General features: G+C 74.1%; 8 protein-coding genes and 1 pseudogene. 1 reads left to right on the forward strand and 8 read right to left on the reverse strand.

Annotated features, from left to right (window positions below; all coding sequences use genetic code 11):
- Positions 1 to 255 (reverse strand): LacI family DNA-binding transcriptional regulator (locus BM085_RS45815; RefSeq protein WP_245789197.1); only part of this gene is annotated, 255 nt, incomplete at its 3' end.
- 307 nt (positions 256 to 562) lie between these two features.
- On the opposite strand from BM085_RS45815, the gene BM085_RS08280 reads away from it, so the two are divergent.
- The gene (locus tag BM085_RS08280; protein ID WP_093886408.1) at positions 563 to 1849 is read left to right on the forward strand and encodes an ABC transporter ATP-binding protein; all 1287 of its coding nucleotides are present in this window, start codon (positions 563 to 565) and stop codon (positions 1847 to 1849) included.
- 49 nt (positions 1850 to 1898) lie between these two features.
- Here the strand turns inward: BM085_RS08280 and BM085_RS08285 are convergent, their stop codons facing one another.
- The 7 genes and pseudogenes from BM085_RS08285 to BM085_RS45820 all read right to left on the reverse strand — a co-directional run.
- The gene (locus tag BM085_RS08285) at positions 1899 to 2531 is read right to left on the reverse strand and encodes an ACT domain-containing protein (protein ID WP_093886409.1); all 633 of its coding nucleotides are present in this window, start codon (positions 2529 to 2531) and stop codon (positions 1899 to 1901) included.
- 95 nt (positions 2532 to 2626) lie between these two features.
- A complete protein-coding gene (locus BM085_RS08290; RefSeq protein ID WP_093886410.1) occupies positions 2627 to 4219 on the reverse strand; it encodes a condensation domain-containing protein in 1593 nt (530 codons plus the stop codon).
- Positions 4216 to 5196 (reverse strand): DUF6734 family protein, encoded by a 981-nt coding sequence (locus BM085_RS08295; RefSeq protein ID WP_093886411.1) that lies wholly within the window; start codon positions 5194 to 5196, stop codon positions 4216 to 4218. Before BM085_RS08295 ends, BM085_RS08290 begins: the two co-directional genes overlap by 4 nt.
- The gene (locus tag BM085_RS08300; RefSeq protein WP_093886412.1) at positions 5187 to 10745 is read right to left on the reverse strand and encodes a non-ribosomal peptide synthetase/MFS transporter; all 5559 of its coding nucleotides are present in this window, start codon (positions 10743 to 10745) and stop codon (positions 5187 to 5189) included. Before BM085_RS08300 ends, BM085_RS08295 begins: the two co-directional genes overlap by 10 nt.
- A 4-nt stretch (positions 10746 to 10749) precedes the next feature.
- Positions 10750 to 13929: a non-ribosomal peptide synthetase gene (locus BM085_RS08305; RefSeq protein WP_093886413.1), complete on the reverse strand. Its 3180-nt coding sequence runs from the start codon at positions 13927 to 13929 to the stop codon at positions 10750 to 10752.
- Between the two features lie 321 nt (positions 13930 to 14250).
- Complete coding sequence (locus tag BM085_RS08310) at positions 14251 to 15342, reverse strand: ANL family adenylate-forming protein (RefSeq protein ID WP_245789198.1); 1092 nt, start codon at positions 15340 to 15342, stop codon at positions 14251 to 14253.
- A gap of 142 nt (positions 15343 to 15484) precedes the next feature.
- Positions 15485 to 15766, reverse strand: a pseudogene (locus BM085_RS45820) (AMP-binding protein); the annotation flags it as partial.
- Positions 15767 to 15900: the final 134 nt, after the last annotated feature.

The raw sequence follows: 15900 nt of genomic DNA on the forward strand, positions 1-15900 counted from the left end.
CGGGTTGTCCAGCTCCGGGGTGACCAGGCCGATCAGCCCGTTGCTGCGCTGACGCAACCGCTGCGGCCGCTCGTAACCCATCAGGTCCAGCGCGGTCAGCACCGCCTGCCTGGTCCCGTGTGACACGCCGGGCTTGCCGTTGAGCACCCTGCTGACCGTGGCCTCACTCACCCCCGCCTGCGCGGCGATGTCGGCCAGCCGGATACCCACGCCGTCGGGGCGGGACCGGGAGGTATGCGTGAGTTCACCGTCCATCAGAGGTACCCCACCATGCGGCTGAATTGGGCGCAAGCTGAACGACATTCGGCGCCCTGGAGTGAAATTCGTTTCCGAAACTTTTCGCAAACTGTAACATCCCCACTCTCCCGGACGGCCGTGGCGCTCATTTGGGAGGGCCGAACCCCTGATGCGCGACATAGCTACTCATCAGAAAAACTGAAGTAACCAGCAGATGTGCAATTTCCAACGACATCTATGGACACATGGGCAAGTGGCGCGATGTACTACCTCATCAATCACACGGCTGGATCCGGGCAGCGGAACCCGGGAGGAACGAGCGCGCATGAGTACCGTCGTCCTCGACAATGTGAGCAAGGTCTACCCCGGTGGGTACCTGGCGGTTGACCGCATGAACCTGCGCGCCGAAAACGGGGAGTTCCTCGTCCTGCTGGGGCCGTCCGGCTGCGGCAAGTCCACCCTACTCCGGATGATCGCGGGCCTGGAGGAGGTGACCTCCGGAGACCTCTGGCTGGGCGGCACGCTCGCCAACGACCTCGCCCCGCGTGACCGGGACGTCGCCATGGTCTTCCAGAACGGCGCGCTCTACCCGCACCGCACGGTACGCGGCAACATGGCCTTCCCCCTGGAGATCGCGAAGGCGGACCCGGCGATGGTCAGGGAACGCGTGACGGAACTGTCCAAGGCGCTGCACATCGACGAGACCCTCGAACGTCGCCCTGGAACGCTCTCAGGCGGCCAGCGCCAGCGCGTCGCGATGGGCAGGGCGATCGTCCGCCAGCCCTCGCTCTTCCTGATGGACGAGCCGCTGTCCAACCTCGACGCGGGCATGCGCACCGAGCTCCGCATGGAGATCTCCTCCCTGGTCCGCTCCCTCGGCGTGACCACGGTCTACGTGACGCACGACCAGGTCGAGGCCCTGACCCTGGCCGACCGGATCGCCATCATGAACCGCGGCGTGCTCCAGGACCTCGGCACCCCCGGCCAGGTCTACAACGACCCGGCCACCGCCTTCACCGCCGCCTTCCTCAGCTCCCAGCAGCTCAACCTGCTCGCGGCCACCGTGCGCACCCCGCAGAACCAGTTCATCCTGCTGGACTTCGGGGTGCACCAGATCACGATCCCCTGGACCGATCCCAGGGCCTACGCCATCTCCCAGCACGTCGGCCGCCAGATCATCGTGGGCCTGCGCCCGGACTGCCTGGCCCCGGTCCCCGAGACGTTCGAAGGCCCCGTCTTCCTCGGCCGTGTCCGGGCCCTGGAATACCACGGCCACGAGTGGCTCGCCTACGTCGAGAGCGGCATCCCCACCGTGCCCGTCCCCGAGCCTCCGGACCCCCGCCACAAGGCCCGCGACCTGGCGGCCACCGCTCCGGGCAGCCGGGCCCGCGCGGTCCTCAGGCGTCTGATCCCGGGCGCCGGGCTCGACCCCGCCCCCATTCAGGCGCAGGAGCAGGTCGGCGCCGGCACCCACCGCCGGGCCGACCTCATCGTCCGCGTCGGCTCCCGCCCCGTCTGGCGGGCCGGTGAGCCGGCCCGGGTGGGCGTCGACGTCACCCGCCTGATGCTCTTCGCCCTCGACGGCTCCCGCATCGACCCGCCGCACCGCTGACCGGCCGGCACGGCGCCGTACGCCCTCCGGCGCGGGCCCGCCGCGCGGATCAGCGGCCGAGGATGGCGACGATCTCCACGATGCGGATGGCACGGTCCAGCTCCGCCCGGTGGAAGGCCGGCCCGTCGGTGCGGGCGAGGATCAGGTGCAGGCCCGCGTCGGGCACGGGCAGGCTCATCAGGCAGTGCCGGCCCGCGGCGAGGGTCAGGGGGCGCAGGGGGGTGAGGTCGCCCGCCTTGACGCCGGCGAGGCCGCCGGTCTCGTCGAGCGAGGCGGGGGCCTGCCAGCTGCGATGGACGAGCTCACCGGTCCCGGAGGACACCGTGACCGCCCACTCGGCGCTCACCAGGCCGGGCGCGGCGTCCACGAGGGTGGCGAAGGCCCTGCCGGGGTCGGCCGCGACGTGCTTCAGCAGGTCGTAGTCGGGGGCGGCGCCGGGGATCTCACGGGTGGGCCAGACGGCCTCGACGCGTATGCCGGGGATGACCGACAGGCGGTCCCGGACCGTGTCGGCGTCGGCGGCGCCGGGCCAGGAGACGGTGAAGTCGTCCACGGCCCGGCCGGTCTCCCGTTCCAGCACCGTCACTTGGAGGATGTCCGCCCCCAGCGTGCCGAGCACCCGGGCGACCTGACCCAGGGCACCCGGGCGATCGGGAAAGGACACCCGTAGCCGCAACATCATTGTGGATCACCTCTCTTCGGACATCAGGGTGTCCTAGACAGGTTTCACGAAGGTTCCGGGGAGATGTCCAGGATAAGACCTGCCGCCGGAAAACATCAGCCCTGACATGCCTCCGCCCCGGTGTGGCGGGCCGTCGCGGGCAGCGGCGGCAGCGGGGAGCCGGGATCGGCCACGGCGGCCCGGACGTACTCCTGGAAGGCCCCGGCGAGCTCGGCGGCCGTCGCGGGGTCGTAGCCGTAGTGGTTGTAGACCACGGCGGCCAGCATGGAGCCGTCCCGCTGCTCCTCGACGATCAGCTCCGGGGCGCTGAGGTCGACCTCGCCCGGGTTGGCGCCCCACTCCAGCCCCTCCTGCTCACGGGGGAAGGGGAAGGCCTCGGACATGAGGCCGGGGAAGTGCGGGGCGCCGAAGCTCTCGTAGTGGATCCGCGAGGGGAAGGGCACCCGGAGCCGGGCGTCCTGGTAGGCGTGGAACTGGTGCGCCACCGCCCCCACGGACACCTCCCGGACCCGGTCGACCAGCTCGCCGTAGGAGGGGTCGCCCGAGGCGTCCAGGCGCAGGATGAGCGACTGGACCAGGCAGCCGATCAGCGTCTCGTGCTCGGGCGCGGTACGGCCGGGCACGGGCGACATCACCACCAGATCGGTCATCCCCGTCCACTGGCGCAGCAGCCAGGTCCAGCACGCGGCCACGGCCATGAACGTGGTCGCGCCGCGCGCCCGGGCGGTCTCCCGCAGCCGGCCGGCCAGCTCCGCGTCGATCTCGAAGGCGTGCCTGCGGCGGGAGAACAGGGTGGTCTCCCTGCGGCCGGGGAAGGGCGTCAGCTCGCGGGGGGCGCCCTCCAGGGCCTGGTCCCAGTACACCTGGTTGCGCGGCCACTGCTCGCGGGTGAAGGCGCAGTAGTCGGCGTAGGACAGGGGCAGCGGGCGCAGCGGGCTGGGGTAGCCCGTGCGCAGGGCCGAGTAGACGATGCCCAGCTCCCGGAGCATGACGCCCAGGGAGAAGCCGTCGAAGGCGAAGTGGTGCACGGCGAGGACCAGCACATGGTCGTCCTCGCCGAGACGCACGACGAGGGCCTGCACGAGGGGGCCGCGCAGAACGTCGTCGAGACGCATGCGCTCGTGCCAGACGATCCGCTCGGCGTCGCGCTCGCGCTCCTGCGGCGTCCGCCCCTCGGCTACGGCCTCGGCCACCTCGGGCGGCAGTTCGTCGGCGACGACCACCTCCCCCGACGCGGTGACGACGCTGCGCAGCGGCTCGTGCCGCGCGATCACCGCCTCCAGCGCGCGGGTGAGGACGGCCACGTCGAAGGCGTCGCGGATCCGGATCGCGGTGGCGCAGGACCCGATGTCGCGGACGGGCTCGCTCTCGAACATCCAGTACAGGAAGTCCTCCTGCTGGGTGCTGAGCGGCGCTCCCCCGCCGGTCGCGGGCCCGGCGGCGGCCGAGGGCCCCGCGGCGCGGGCGTCGTCGATCCAGCGGGCCTGCCCGGCCAGCTCCGGCCGGTCGAAGACGAGGGCCGGCGTGACGGGCACCCCCAGGCGGGCGCCGACCAGGCCGGCGAGCTGGGCGGCCCGGAAGGAGTCGCCGCCCAGCTCGAAGAAGTTGTCGCCGGGGGCGACGTCGGGCACGCGGAGCACCTGGCGCCACAGGGCGACGAGCTCCGTCTCGGTGGTCGGGGCGGTCACGGGGTGCTCCGTTCGATCAGGCTGGGGCCGTGGGCGGCCAGGTCGCGCCGGACGGCGCGGACGAGGTCGGCGCACTCCTTGAGCGCGGGCACCGACAGCAGCAGGTCGCCGGTGCCGGGGAAGCGCCACAGCAGGTCCTCCAGCAGGTAGCGCCAGTAGGCCGGGCGCAGCTCGGGGAACTGGCGCAGCAGCCGCTTCTGGTTCCAGGTGTGGTGGAAGCGGTCGGCGTAGGAGGGGCCGTCCCACTCCTCCGTCTCCACGATCCAGAAACGCTCGGTGACGGGGCGCAGGTCCACCCCGAGGGAGCGGGCGACCGCGGGGGCGATGCGCTGCTCGGCGAAGGTCTGGCGGACGATGGGGGCGGTGTCCGACGGCCCGGCGTTGCCGGTCATGAACGCCATGGACGCCTCGGCGTACTCGGCGCGGTGGCGGTCGTCGAGGAAGACCGAGACCGCCATGTTGGCCGCCGGGGTGTCGAAGGTCCAGCGCGACAGGTCCAGGCCGGCCTGGTTGGGGACCTCCGGGACCGGCGGGTAGACGGCGTTGCCCACCGACTCCCAGTGCGCGAAGACGAACCCGCCGCGTTCCAGCCCGTCGACGGGGCGGCGCAGGTAGAGGTCGGTGTCGACGACGGCGAACGGGGCGGCGCGCAGCCGGGCCGCGTAGCTCTTGCCCGCCGCGAAGTAGAACAGCGGGTCCACGTCGAGGGCGTCGAGGGCGTCGAGGGCGGTGTCGATCCGGTCGTAGAGCGCGTCCAGCCCCTGCGCCGCCGCGTAGGAGGCGCCCAGCTCGTCGGTCACCAGCTCGACGCCGCCGTGGAAGGCCCGCCAGGCGTGGGCGCTGTGGACGCAGGTGAGGATCTCCTCGACCGGCATGCCGTAGGGGCCGTTCTCCAGGACCCGGTCCCGGTGGCGGCGGAGGCCGGCCCGGTGCGGGCCGGTCCAGTTGACGTGGAGGGCGGGTACGGTCAGGGACACGGGACGGCTTCCTTCCGCTCGGTCGTGCCGGTTCTGTCGTTCAGCGCCTGGATCCCGACGAGATCGTCGGCGACGGCGTCGGGGACCTCGTCGTCGAACCGGGACAGCGTCCGGCTGCGCAGCGCGACGAGGGCGATCAGGGCGACCAGCAGGCCGCACACCACGTACATGAACGCGATACCGCGGCCGGGCCCGACGCCGACGACGGCGCCGGCCGTGCCGGCCAGGAGCCCGCCGGGCATGAACATCGGCTCCAGGAGACGCTCGCCGAGCGGCGCGATCACGGCCACGCCGAGCGGGATGGTCGACAGCGCGACCATCTGGTTGAGGGCGAAGACCCGCCCGTGGAAGCGCTGGGCCACCTTGACCTGGACGATGGTCGCGTAGACGCCGTTGACGAGCGCGAGCGAGCACGCCACCCCGAAGGCGCCGAACCCGACGAAGAGCAGTGACCCGTGCGCGCCGGTCACCAGGCAGCAGGCCGCGAGCGCCAGGGTCCCCAGGAGGACGCCGTGCATGCGCCGGTGCGCCGGTCCGCCCCACACGCTCATGACCAGCCCGCCGGTCACCGCTCCCGCCCCGCCGAGGAGCGCGACGTATCCGGCGTCGGCGAGCGTGCCGAAGGACAGCGTCAGCGGCGAGAACAGCAGGAAGACCGGCGAGAGCACCAGGTTGAAGAGGGCGAAGAAGACGAGCATGGCCCGGAAGCCGCGCTGTCCCATCTGGAGCCGGAACCCTCCGGCGATCTCCGCGCCGACGGACTCGCGGCGCTCGCCCGCCAGCCTGGCCGGGAAGCCGACGCACAGCAGCACGATCACCCCCGCGACGTATCCGGCGACGTCGAGCGCGAGGATCCCCTCCAGGCCGACGGCCGCCAGCAGTCCCACCGCGACGAGCGGCGCGACGAACTGCGCGACGCCGGTGGTCATCTGGACCACCCCGTTGGCATGGCCGAGATAGCGCTTGGGCACGAGCTGCGGTACGGCCGAGACGTAGGCCAGCCGCTGGAAGGTCAGCGCGATCGACAGGGCGGTGAGCAGCGGATACAGGTGCCAGACCGCCAGCTCGCCGGTCCACAGCAGCGTCCCGGTGAGCAGCTGCACGGCGAGCGCCGCGATGTTGCCGCCGAGCATGACCGCCCGCCTGCTCGCCCGGTCCACCACCGCCCCGGCCAGCGGGGCCACCAGGATGCCCGGGATCAGCGCGAGCACCTGGAGCACGGCGAACTGGGTGAGGGAGCGATTGTCCAGATAGGTGGAAATCGGGATCGCGAACTCGGTCAGCGTGGCGCCGACGATGGTGACGAGCTGGCCGATCGCGACCGCCAGGAACCGGCCCAGGCTGGGCTCGGGGGCCGCCGTCCCCCGCCGCGCGGGCGCGGAGGGGGCCGAGGAGTCGGAGCGGCCGGCCACGCGCCAGGTGGGGGTGGCGGGCTCCGGCACGGCGGGCGCGGTGAGAGCCGGATGGACCGTGGTGACGATCTCCGCCAGCTCCTCGGCCCGGTATTTGAGGAAGTAGTGGCCGCCCTCGTCGAGTACGGCCAGCGCCGTGCGCGGCGAGAGGAAGTCCCACTCGGTGTAGCGCTCGGCGTGGAACTCGGTGTTGGGGTCGCGCTCGCCGACCACCGAGATGATCGGGGCGCTCAGCGGCTCCGCGCCCTCCTCGACCAGGCGGGTGAAGTACTCCTCCGCCTGCCTGGAGTCGTGCCGCATGTTGCGCACGACGAACGCCAGCTGCTCCTCGGTCAGGCCGGACAGGTCGGCGCCCATGCCGGTCAGCCAGTTCACCTGGCCCCGGTCGCCGCGCAGCCGTTCCAGCCCGGTGAACCGCGCCCAGCGGCCCAGCACGCCTCGGGTGGGCCTGGCGAAGGGGAACAGGCCGCCGAGGTAGACCGCGTCGAGCAGCCGTCCGGCGGCCTCGACCCGGCGGGCGATCTCGACGGTGAGCGCGCCGCCCACCCCGCAGTGCCCATACAGCACCAGCGGCCCGGTCACCTTCCGGAGGATCTCCGCGGCGCACTCGGCGGCGACCTCGGCGAGGGGGCGCGGCTCCTCGGCCAGGCCGAGGTCGTGGCCCGGCACGGCCACCGCGTGCAGCGCGCATCCGGCGGGCAGGGCGTCGGCGAGCGGCTGGTAGACCACCGCGCTGCCGCCGCCGTACGGCACGCACACCAGCGTCAGCCCGGGTGCGGCGATCCTGGGCGTCAGCTCGTACAGCAGGCCGCGCGGCCCGTCGTCGCCCGCCGCCACCAGGGTGGCCAGGCCTCGCGCGGTCGGGTGCTGGAACAGGTCCATCACGCTGACCGGCCGCATCCCGTCCAGCCGGCGGCGCAGCCGGGCGACCACCTGCACGGCGAGCAGGGAGTGCCCGCCCAGGTCGAAGAAGTCGTCCGCGGCGCCGACCCGGTCCAGGCCGAGCACCTCGCCGAAGGCCGACGCGACGGCCTCCTCCACCATCCCGGAGGGCGCCTCGAACGCCGCCTCCCGGTCGGGCCGGGCCGTCTCGGGCTCGGGCAGGGCGGCGCGGTCGACCTTGCCGTGCGACTTCAGCGGCAGCCGGTCCAGCCAGACGTAGCGGGTCGGCACCATGTAGTCGGGCAGTACGGCCTGCAGCAGCCTGCGCAGCTCCCCCACCCCGGGCCGGGGCGCCGGCCCGTCGGCGGCGACCAGGTAGGCGGCCAGTTCCAGTGCCCCCGGCCCGCCGCGCGCGTCGACGACGGCGTGGGCGACGCCCGGCAGGGCGCGCAGGGCCTCGTCGACCTCGCCCAGCTCGACCCGGTAGCCGCGGATCTTCACCTGGAGGTCACGGCGGCCGAGGAACTCGAGGTTGCCGTCCGGCAGCCAGCGAGCCAGGTCGCCGGTGCGGTAGAGCCGGTCGCCGGGCCCGCCGTACGGGTCGGGCAGGAACTTCTCGGCGGTCAGGTCCGGGCGGCCGAGATACCCGCGGGCCAGCCGGTCCCCGCCGAGGCACAGCTCGCCGGCCACGCCGATGGGCACCGGCCGCATCCGCCCGTCCAGGACGTAGGTCCGCGCGTGGCCGAGCGGCCGCCCGATCGGGGTGACCGGCCCGCGGACGTCGTCGCCGGCTCCCACCTCGTAGGTGGTGACGCCGACCGTGGCCTCGGTCGGGCCGTAGTGGTTGACCACCCGGCAGACGCCGAGGGCGGCCAGCTCGCGGGTCCACTCCCAGGCCGACCCCTCGCCGCCGAGGATGAGCAGGCGGCGGGGCAGGAGCCGGCGCGGGTCGACCTCCGCGGTGAGGGCGCCCAGGTGGGACGGGGTGATCTTCAGGTAGTCGATCCGGGCCCGGTCCGCGTAGTCGGCGAGGTCGGGGCCGGAGATCCGGGACGGCACCAGGTGGAGGCACCCTCCGGTCGCCAGCGCCAGGTAGAAGATCGTGATTCCGAAGTCGAAGGAGAGCGACTGGAGCAGGGCGTACCCGGCCCCGTCCACCACCTCGAACCGCTCGTGCGCGTCGGCCAGGTAGTTGAGCACCTGCCGGTGCTGTACGGCCACGCCCTTGGGGCGGCCGGTCGAGCCCGAGGTGTAGATGACGTAGGCCAGGTCGTCCGGGCCCGCCTCCCCCGGCGGGAGGAGGCCGCTGATCTCCTCCCGCCCGTCGGGGAGGACCGCGGTCCCCTCCGCTCCGTCGAGGAGGACGGTGATCCCGGCGGACACGCGATCGGCCAGCGCGCGGGTGGTCACCAGCACCCCGGCCCCCGAGTCGGCGACCATGTGGGCCAGCCGGTCGGCGGGCTGTTCGGGGTCGAGAGGCACGTACGCGCCGCCCGCCTTCAGCACGGCCGGCACGGCCACGGCCAGGTCGAGCGACTGCTCCAGGCAGATCGCCACCCGGCGGCCGGGGCCGGCCCCGTGGCCGCGCAGGACCGCCGCCAGCCGGTCGGCGCGGGCGTCCAGCTCCCCGTAGGTCAGCGCGTCGTCGCCGAAGACGACCGCGACGGCCTCGGGCGTCCGGGCGGCCGCCCGCTCCACCAGCCCGTGCAGGGTGGTGACACCCCGCAACGGCCCGGAGCCCCGGAGCCCGCCGCCCTGAGGCGGGCCGGAGTCCTGGAGCGGGTCGGCGTCCTGGCGCGGGCCGGAACCGTCCGGGGACATCGGGCCGCCGGAGGCGTCGGCGCGCCCCGGAGGGCCGGGCCTGCTCCAGTGCTCCAGGATGAGCCGGCGCTCGTCGTCGTCGAGCAGTTCCAGCTCCGACAGCCGGGTGCCCGGGTCGGCGACGGCGCAGCGCAGCAGGGCCTCGAAGCGGGCGGCCAGCCGCTCGACCGTCGCCGGCTCGAACAGGTCGCTGTTGTAGGCGAAGTGCGCCCGCAGCTCCCCCTCTTCCTGCGCGATCTCCAGGGACAGGTCGAACTTGGCCAGGGCGAACCCGCCGTCGAACAGCTCGGTGGTGATCCCCGGCAGGGACGGGCCGGCCTGGGACTGGTTGTGCAGGACGAGCTGCGCCTGGAAGAGCGGGGTGCGCGACAGGTCCCGGTCGATGCCGAGCTCGTTCACCAGCGTGTCGAAGGGCGTGCTCTGCCGCTGGTAGGCCTCCAGCGCGGCGGCCCGGGTGCGGCGCATGAGGTCGCGGAAGGACGGGTCGCCGGACAGGTCGCCGCGGAGCACGAGGGTGTTGACGACGAAGCCGATCATCCCCTCCAGCTCGGGCCGGTCGCGCGCCGCGACCTGGGTGCCCACGCAGACGTCGTCCTGGCCGGTGTGGCGGGCCAGGAGGGCCTGGAAGGCGGCGGTGAGCGTCATGAACAGCGTGCATCGCTCGGTCCTGGCCAGCCGGGCGACCTCCGCCGCCAGCGGGCCGGGGATGCGGCGCGCGACGTAGGCGCCGTTGGCCGTCCGGACCCGGGGCCGGGGCCGGTCCGTGGGCAGCGCCAGCACCGGCGGGTCGGCGAGCCTGGTCCGCCAGTACGCCAGGTCCTCCTCGCGGCCGGGGTCCTGCCGGCATGCCAGCGCGTAGTCGGCGTACTGCAGGGCGGGCGGCGGGAGCGGCGAGGGCAGCCCGGCGGCGAAGGCCCCGTACAGGGCGGTCAGCTCCGCGCGGAGCACCCCCAGCGACCAGCCGTCCACCGCGATGTGGTGGATGACGAGGCACAGGACGTGGTCGTCGGCGGCCAGCCGGATGAGGGCGGCCCGCAGCACGGGACCGCCGTCGAGGTCGAATCCCCGGTTGGTCAGCTCGGCCACCAGGTCCCGGGCCCGTCGCTCCGGCCCGCCGGACGCGTCCCGGGCCTGCCCCTCCGGCCCGCCGGAGAGGTCCACGTACCGCAGGCCGGGCCCGGCCGGATCGGCGACCTGGACCGGGCGGCCGTCCTGGCTCGGGTATCGGGTCCGCAGCACCGCGTGCCTGGCCACGACCTCGTCGAACGCGCGGACCAGCGCGCCGGGGTCGAGCGGCCCGCGGAGCCGTTCGGAGACGTAGACGTTGTAGGAGGCGTCACCGGGGGTGAGCTGGTACAGGAACCAGAGCCGTTCCTGACCGGGTGAGAGCGGGACGCCGTCCGTGCGGGCGGCGTCGGGGAGTCGTGTCTGCACCGGCTCAGTTCTTCCCGGTCAGGCGCTCGACGGCGGCGGTGACGGCGCTGATCGTGGGCTCGTCGTAGTAGATGTGGAGCGGCAGGTCCGCGCCCAGGCGCAGGCGGACCCGGGAGGCGATCTGGGTGATGGTCAGCGAGTGCCCGCCCAGCTCGAACAGGTCCTCCTGCGGGCCGACGGCCTCGACCCCCAGCACGTCGCACCAGATCTCGTGGAGCTCGGCCGCCACCCCGGTGTAGGAGTGCGGCCCGGCCACGCCGGGCGCGGTCCCGTGCGGGCCGGCCCCGCTCTCCCTGAGGTCCGGCGCGGGCAGCGCGGACCGGTCGAGCTTGCCGTTGGGGGTCAGCGGCAGCCGGGGCAGGGCGACGAAGCCGGCCGGGACCATGTAGGAGGGCAGCGTCTGCGCGCAGTGCTCGCGCACGTCGCCGGGGACCTGCCCGCACTCCAGGTAGGCGACGATCCGCCGCTCCCCCTTGTCGTCCTCCCGGGCGACCACGGCCGCGCGGGGGATGCCGGGGTGTTCGAGCAGCCTGGACTCGATCTCCCCCGGTTCGATCCGGTGTCCGCGGAGCTTGATCTGGTCGTCGAGGCGTCCGATGAACTCGATCTGCCCGTCGGCCCGTCTGACCACCCGGTCACCGGTGCGGTACAGCCGCCCGGGCCCGAACGGGTCGGCGGCGAACCGCTCGGCGGTCAGCTCGGGGCGGTTGCGGTAGCCGTCGGCGACGCCGTCACCGGCGATGCACAGCTCGCCGGGCACGCCCAGCGGCAGCAGCCCGAGCCGCTCGTCCAGCACGTGCACCCGGGTGTTGGCCAGCGGAACGCCGATCGGCACGGTCGTGACGGGCTCGGCGATCTCCGCGCTCATCGACCAGATCGTCGTCTCGGTGGGGCCGTAGACGTTGATCAGACGGCCGGTCCGGCTGAGGATCTCGCGGGCCAGCGGGGCGGGGAGGGCCTCACCGCCGGCCAGGGCGGTCACCCGGCGCAGGTCGAACCCGGCGTCGAGCAGCATCCGCCAGCCGGACGGGGTCGCCTGCACGTGGCTCACCCCCTCGGCGGCCAGCCGTACGAGCTCGCGCCCGTCCCTGGCCGCGGCGTCCGGGGCGATGACGACCCGTCCGCCGGTCACCAGCGGCAGGTAGAGCTCCAGCGCCGAGATGTCGAACGACAGCGCGGTGTGGGCGAGCCAGCCGTCCCCCGGCCGGGAACCGAGCCGGTCACGCATGGCCAGCAGCAGGTTGGTCAGCGCCCGGTGCGGGATCTCGACGCCCTTGGGGCGGCCGGTGGAGCCGGAGGTGTAGATGACGTAGGCGAGGTCGCCGGGCTCCGGCCAGGCGAGTCCGCCCTCCCCCTGCCCTCCCGCGCCTTCCCCGGACCGTTCCGGGACGGAACCGTCCTCCCGTGGCTCTCCCGCGCTGGGCGCGCCTGCCCTGGACCGCGGGCCGGGGGCGTCGAGCGTGAGGACGGCCACGCCGGAGCCGGCCAGGCGGTCGTGCCCGCCGGGGCCGGCCAGGAGCAGGGCGGCTCCGGAGTCCTCCAGGACCAGGCGCAGGCGCTCGGTGGGATGGTCCGGGTCGAGCGGGAGATAGGCCCCGCCGGCCCGCGCCACGGCGAGCAGGCCGACCAGGGTGGTCAGTGAGCGTTCGGCGCGGACCGCGACCAGCGTCCCCCGTCCCACGCCGGCGCCGCGCAGCCGCCGGGCCAGGCCGTCCACGGCCGCGCCGAGCTCGGCGTAGGTCATCGTCTCCGCGCCGCACACGGCCGCGGTCGCGTCCGGGGTACGGCCGGCCTGGGCGGCCACCAGCTCGGGCAGGGTGAGCGGCGGATGGCCGGCGGCGGTGTCGTTCCACCGTGACAGCAGCCGCCCGGTCTCCTCCGCGTCGAGCATCGGCAGCTCGGCCAGCGGCATGTCGGGATCGGCGGCCACCGCGGCGAGCAGCGCGCGCCAGTGGGCGGCGACCCGCTCGGCGTCCTCGCGGGCCATGATCCGCGGGTTGTACTGGAGGATGACGCCGAACCGGTCGGGCCCGTCCACGATGTGCACGCGCATGGCGCCGCGGACGGTGTGGTTGAACAGCGCCCACTCCACGTGGGCGTCGACCCCGTGGAAGGCGGGCGCGGCCTCGCGCCTGCGGTAGCCGAGCGAGATCGGGGCGAGCGCGACACCGGGCTTGACCCCGCTGACCGCGCGCGACAGCGGCACCTCCCGGACCCGGAAGAGGCCGCGCAGGTCGGAGCGGAGCCCGTACCCGAAGCGCTGGTCCGCCACGAACCGGCGGAAGCCCCATTCGGGCCGGAGCCCGGCCGTGACGGGCAGCTCGTTGACGAAGGCGCCCAGGTGGTCGCGGGTCTCCGGCGAGCGGGTGCCCAGGTCGGCCGCGACCGTCGGCTCGGCGTTGCCGTACCGGTGCAGCAGCACGTGCAGCGAGGCCAGCACGATCTCGAACCTGCCGGCCCCGATCTCCTCCGACAGCCGGGCCAGCGCCTCCCGGGACTCCTGCGGCAGCGCGAACTCCACTGCCGCACCCTCGTCCACCGCGGGCACCGCTCCGGCCACGCCGGGCAGGATCACCTCGGCGGGCGGGCGCCACCGCGAGCTCCAGAACTCCCGGGCGAAGGAGAGTCCGGCCTCGACCCTGGCCGCGGCGCGCCCGGCGAGCCCGTCGTGGTCCAGCGCGGGCAGGTCGGCGGGGACTCCCGTCACCTCGGCCAGGTAGAGCTCGGCCAGGTCCCGTAGGAACACCGACGTGGACTCGCCGTCGAAGACGAGGTGGTGCGCCACGACCAGCAGCGTCGCCCGGCCCGCCGCCTCGACGTACAGGGTCATCCGCACGAGCGGACCGGCGGCCAGGTCGAAGGGGCGCAGGATCTCCGCCCTCATCAGGTCGTCACGCCGGGCGGCCGTGACGTCGGCGACCACCGGCACGGGCGGGGTGGCGGCGGGCACGACGTACGGCACGCCCTGCCGTTCCCGGACCGTGCTCGCCAGGATCGGGTGCCGGTCGATCAGCGCCCGGCAGGCGGCGGTCAGGGCGGGCACGTCGAGCGGGCCGTCGAAGGTGACGGAGAAGGGCATCGTGTAGACGGTCCCTACGCCGCCCAGCCGTTCGTTGAACCAGATTCCCTGCTGGGCGAGCGAGGCCGGGACGGGTGGGGAGTCGATCTCGGACGTCACTGACATCACTTCCGATCAGTGCTGAAAGCTCGGAGGGCCGAAAGGCCGCGGGAGCTCAGGAGACAGGGAGGTCGTCGCACAGGCGCTGGAACCGCCGGCCGAGACGCTCGGCGGCGGGTCCGGCGCAGACGCCGGACATGGATCCGTCCGGCTGTTCGGTGAGGGTGAGAAGGGGCCTGCCGTCGGCGGGTGCGGCCACCGGCAGCGGGTGGGGCTCGGACTTCAGGCCGGGCAGGTACGGCTCGGGTCTGAAGCCCTCGAAGAGGAAACGGGCGGTGTGCGGCCCGGACGGCGGGAACGGCCGGGTCGCGGCCGACTCCACCGTTCTCAGAAGGTCGGAAGGGTCGTCGAGGCCGCCGGGCAGCGCGATCCGGACGGGGACGTCCAGCGCGAGCGGGCCGACCATGCCGGCGTGGGCGGGCTCGGCCCGGCCGGGCTCGCGCACGAGCACCACCGGATCCGGCACCTCCCCCACCGGGGAGACCGCCGCCGCCCAGCAGACCAGCGCCACCGTGGCGGGCGTGGTCCGGCAGGCGGGAGGCGGACCAGGTCGGGCTCGATCTCCGGGGCGATCTCGGCGACGTGGGCGCCGCCGGCGGACGGGAAGGTCAGCCTGAGCGCCTCGTGGGCGGCGGCGACCTCGCGGAGCGCGCGCCGGAGCACCCCGGGGTCCACCGCGTCGCGGACCCGCATCGCCACCCGGACCGTCTCCTCCCGCGTCCGGGGTACGGCCAGGCGCGTCTCCTGGTCGGAGGTGAGCGGGACCCGCCGGCCCCGGGCGGCGAACAGGTCGCGCACCCCGGACTTGAGGATCTTGCCGATGTCGTTGCGGGGGAAGGAGTCGACCACGACGATCCGGGTGGGCAGCTCGTGGCGGGCCAGCCGGGTGGAGAGGAAGTCGCGGATCTCGTCCACCGGCACCGGGTGCGCCAGCCGTACCGCGGCGGCGGGCATGGCGCCCATCACCGGATGGGGCACGCCCACGACGGCGGCCTCGGCCACCGCCGGATGCTCGTGCAGGGCGGCCTCGATCTGGACGGTGGAGACCTTCAGCGCCCCTGACTTGATGACGTCGCTCTCCCTGTCGGACAGGTAGAGGTAGCCGTCGGCGTCGAGGTGACCGACGTCGCCCATCCGGACCCAGCCGTCGCGGAACACCAGCGCGCTGCCCTCCGGGTCGCCCACGTAGGAACGTGGGGCCGCCGGGGAGCGGAGCCAGACCTCGCCGGTCTCCCCCGACGGCAGGGTCCGGCCGTCGGGGCCGAGGATGCGCAGGTCGCCCAGGTCGGTGGCCCGGCCGAGCGAGGTGGGCCGGGCGGGATCGACGATCATGGTGGTCTGGGCGGGGACGGCCTCGGTCGAGGTGTAGTAGTTGACCAGGGTCGCCCCGGCGAAGGCCGCGGCGAGGTCCTGGGCCACCGACGGGTGAGCCGCCGGCGGTCTCGGGCGTCGTCGTCCACCAGCGGCCGGGGTCCTGGAGCGCCGGCGTGCCCGGACCGTGCAGCACGCCCGTGGCGGCGCAGCGTCCGAGGGTGTCGAGCACCTCGTGGCCGCTGAGGCGGGCGGAGAGCGGCACCGCCACGCCACCGGCCTTGAGCACCGCGCAGAAGGCGACCGCGAACTCGGTCCACTCGTCTCCGCCGAACAGCAGTCCGATCCGGTCCCCGTGACGGAGTCCCAGGTCGAGCAGGCCGCGGACGGCGGCGTCGGAGCGCCGTTCCCACTGGCCGAAGGTCAGGTCGCCGAGTCCGTCGGCGACGAGGGCGGGTCTGTCGGGATCGGTCTCCGCCCGCGCGGCGAGCAGCCGGGGGATCGTGAGCGGAGCCGGGTCGTGCACACTCATGCCGGCCTCCTGGGCGGGCGCGAGCGGGGGGGATCGAACGAGAGTGACGCCGGGCCGCGGGCGGCCCGGATGATCACCATACCGATGATGATCACCATACCGAGGAGAGCGACCGGCCGGATCGGCCGGTCTCC

The organism is Streptosporangium canum, assembly GCF_900113865.1.
In the GTDB taxonomy this organism is placed as follows: Bacteria; Actinomycetota; Actinomycetes; order Streptosporangiales; family Streptosporangiaceae; genus Streptosporangium; species Streptosporangium canum.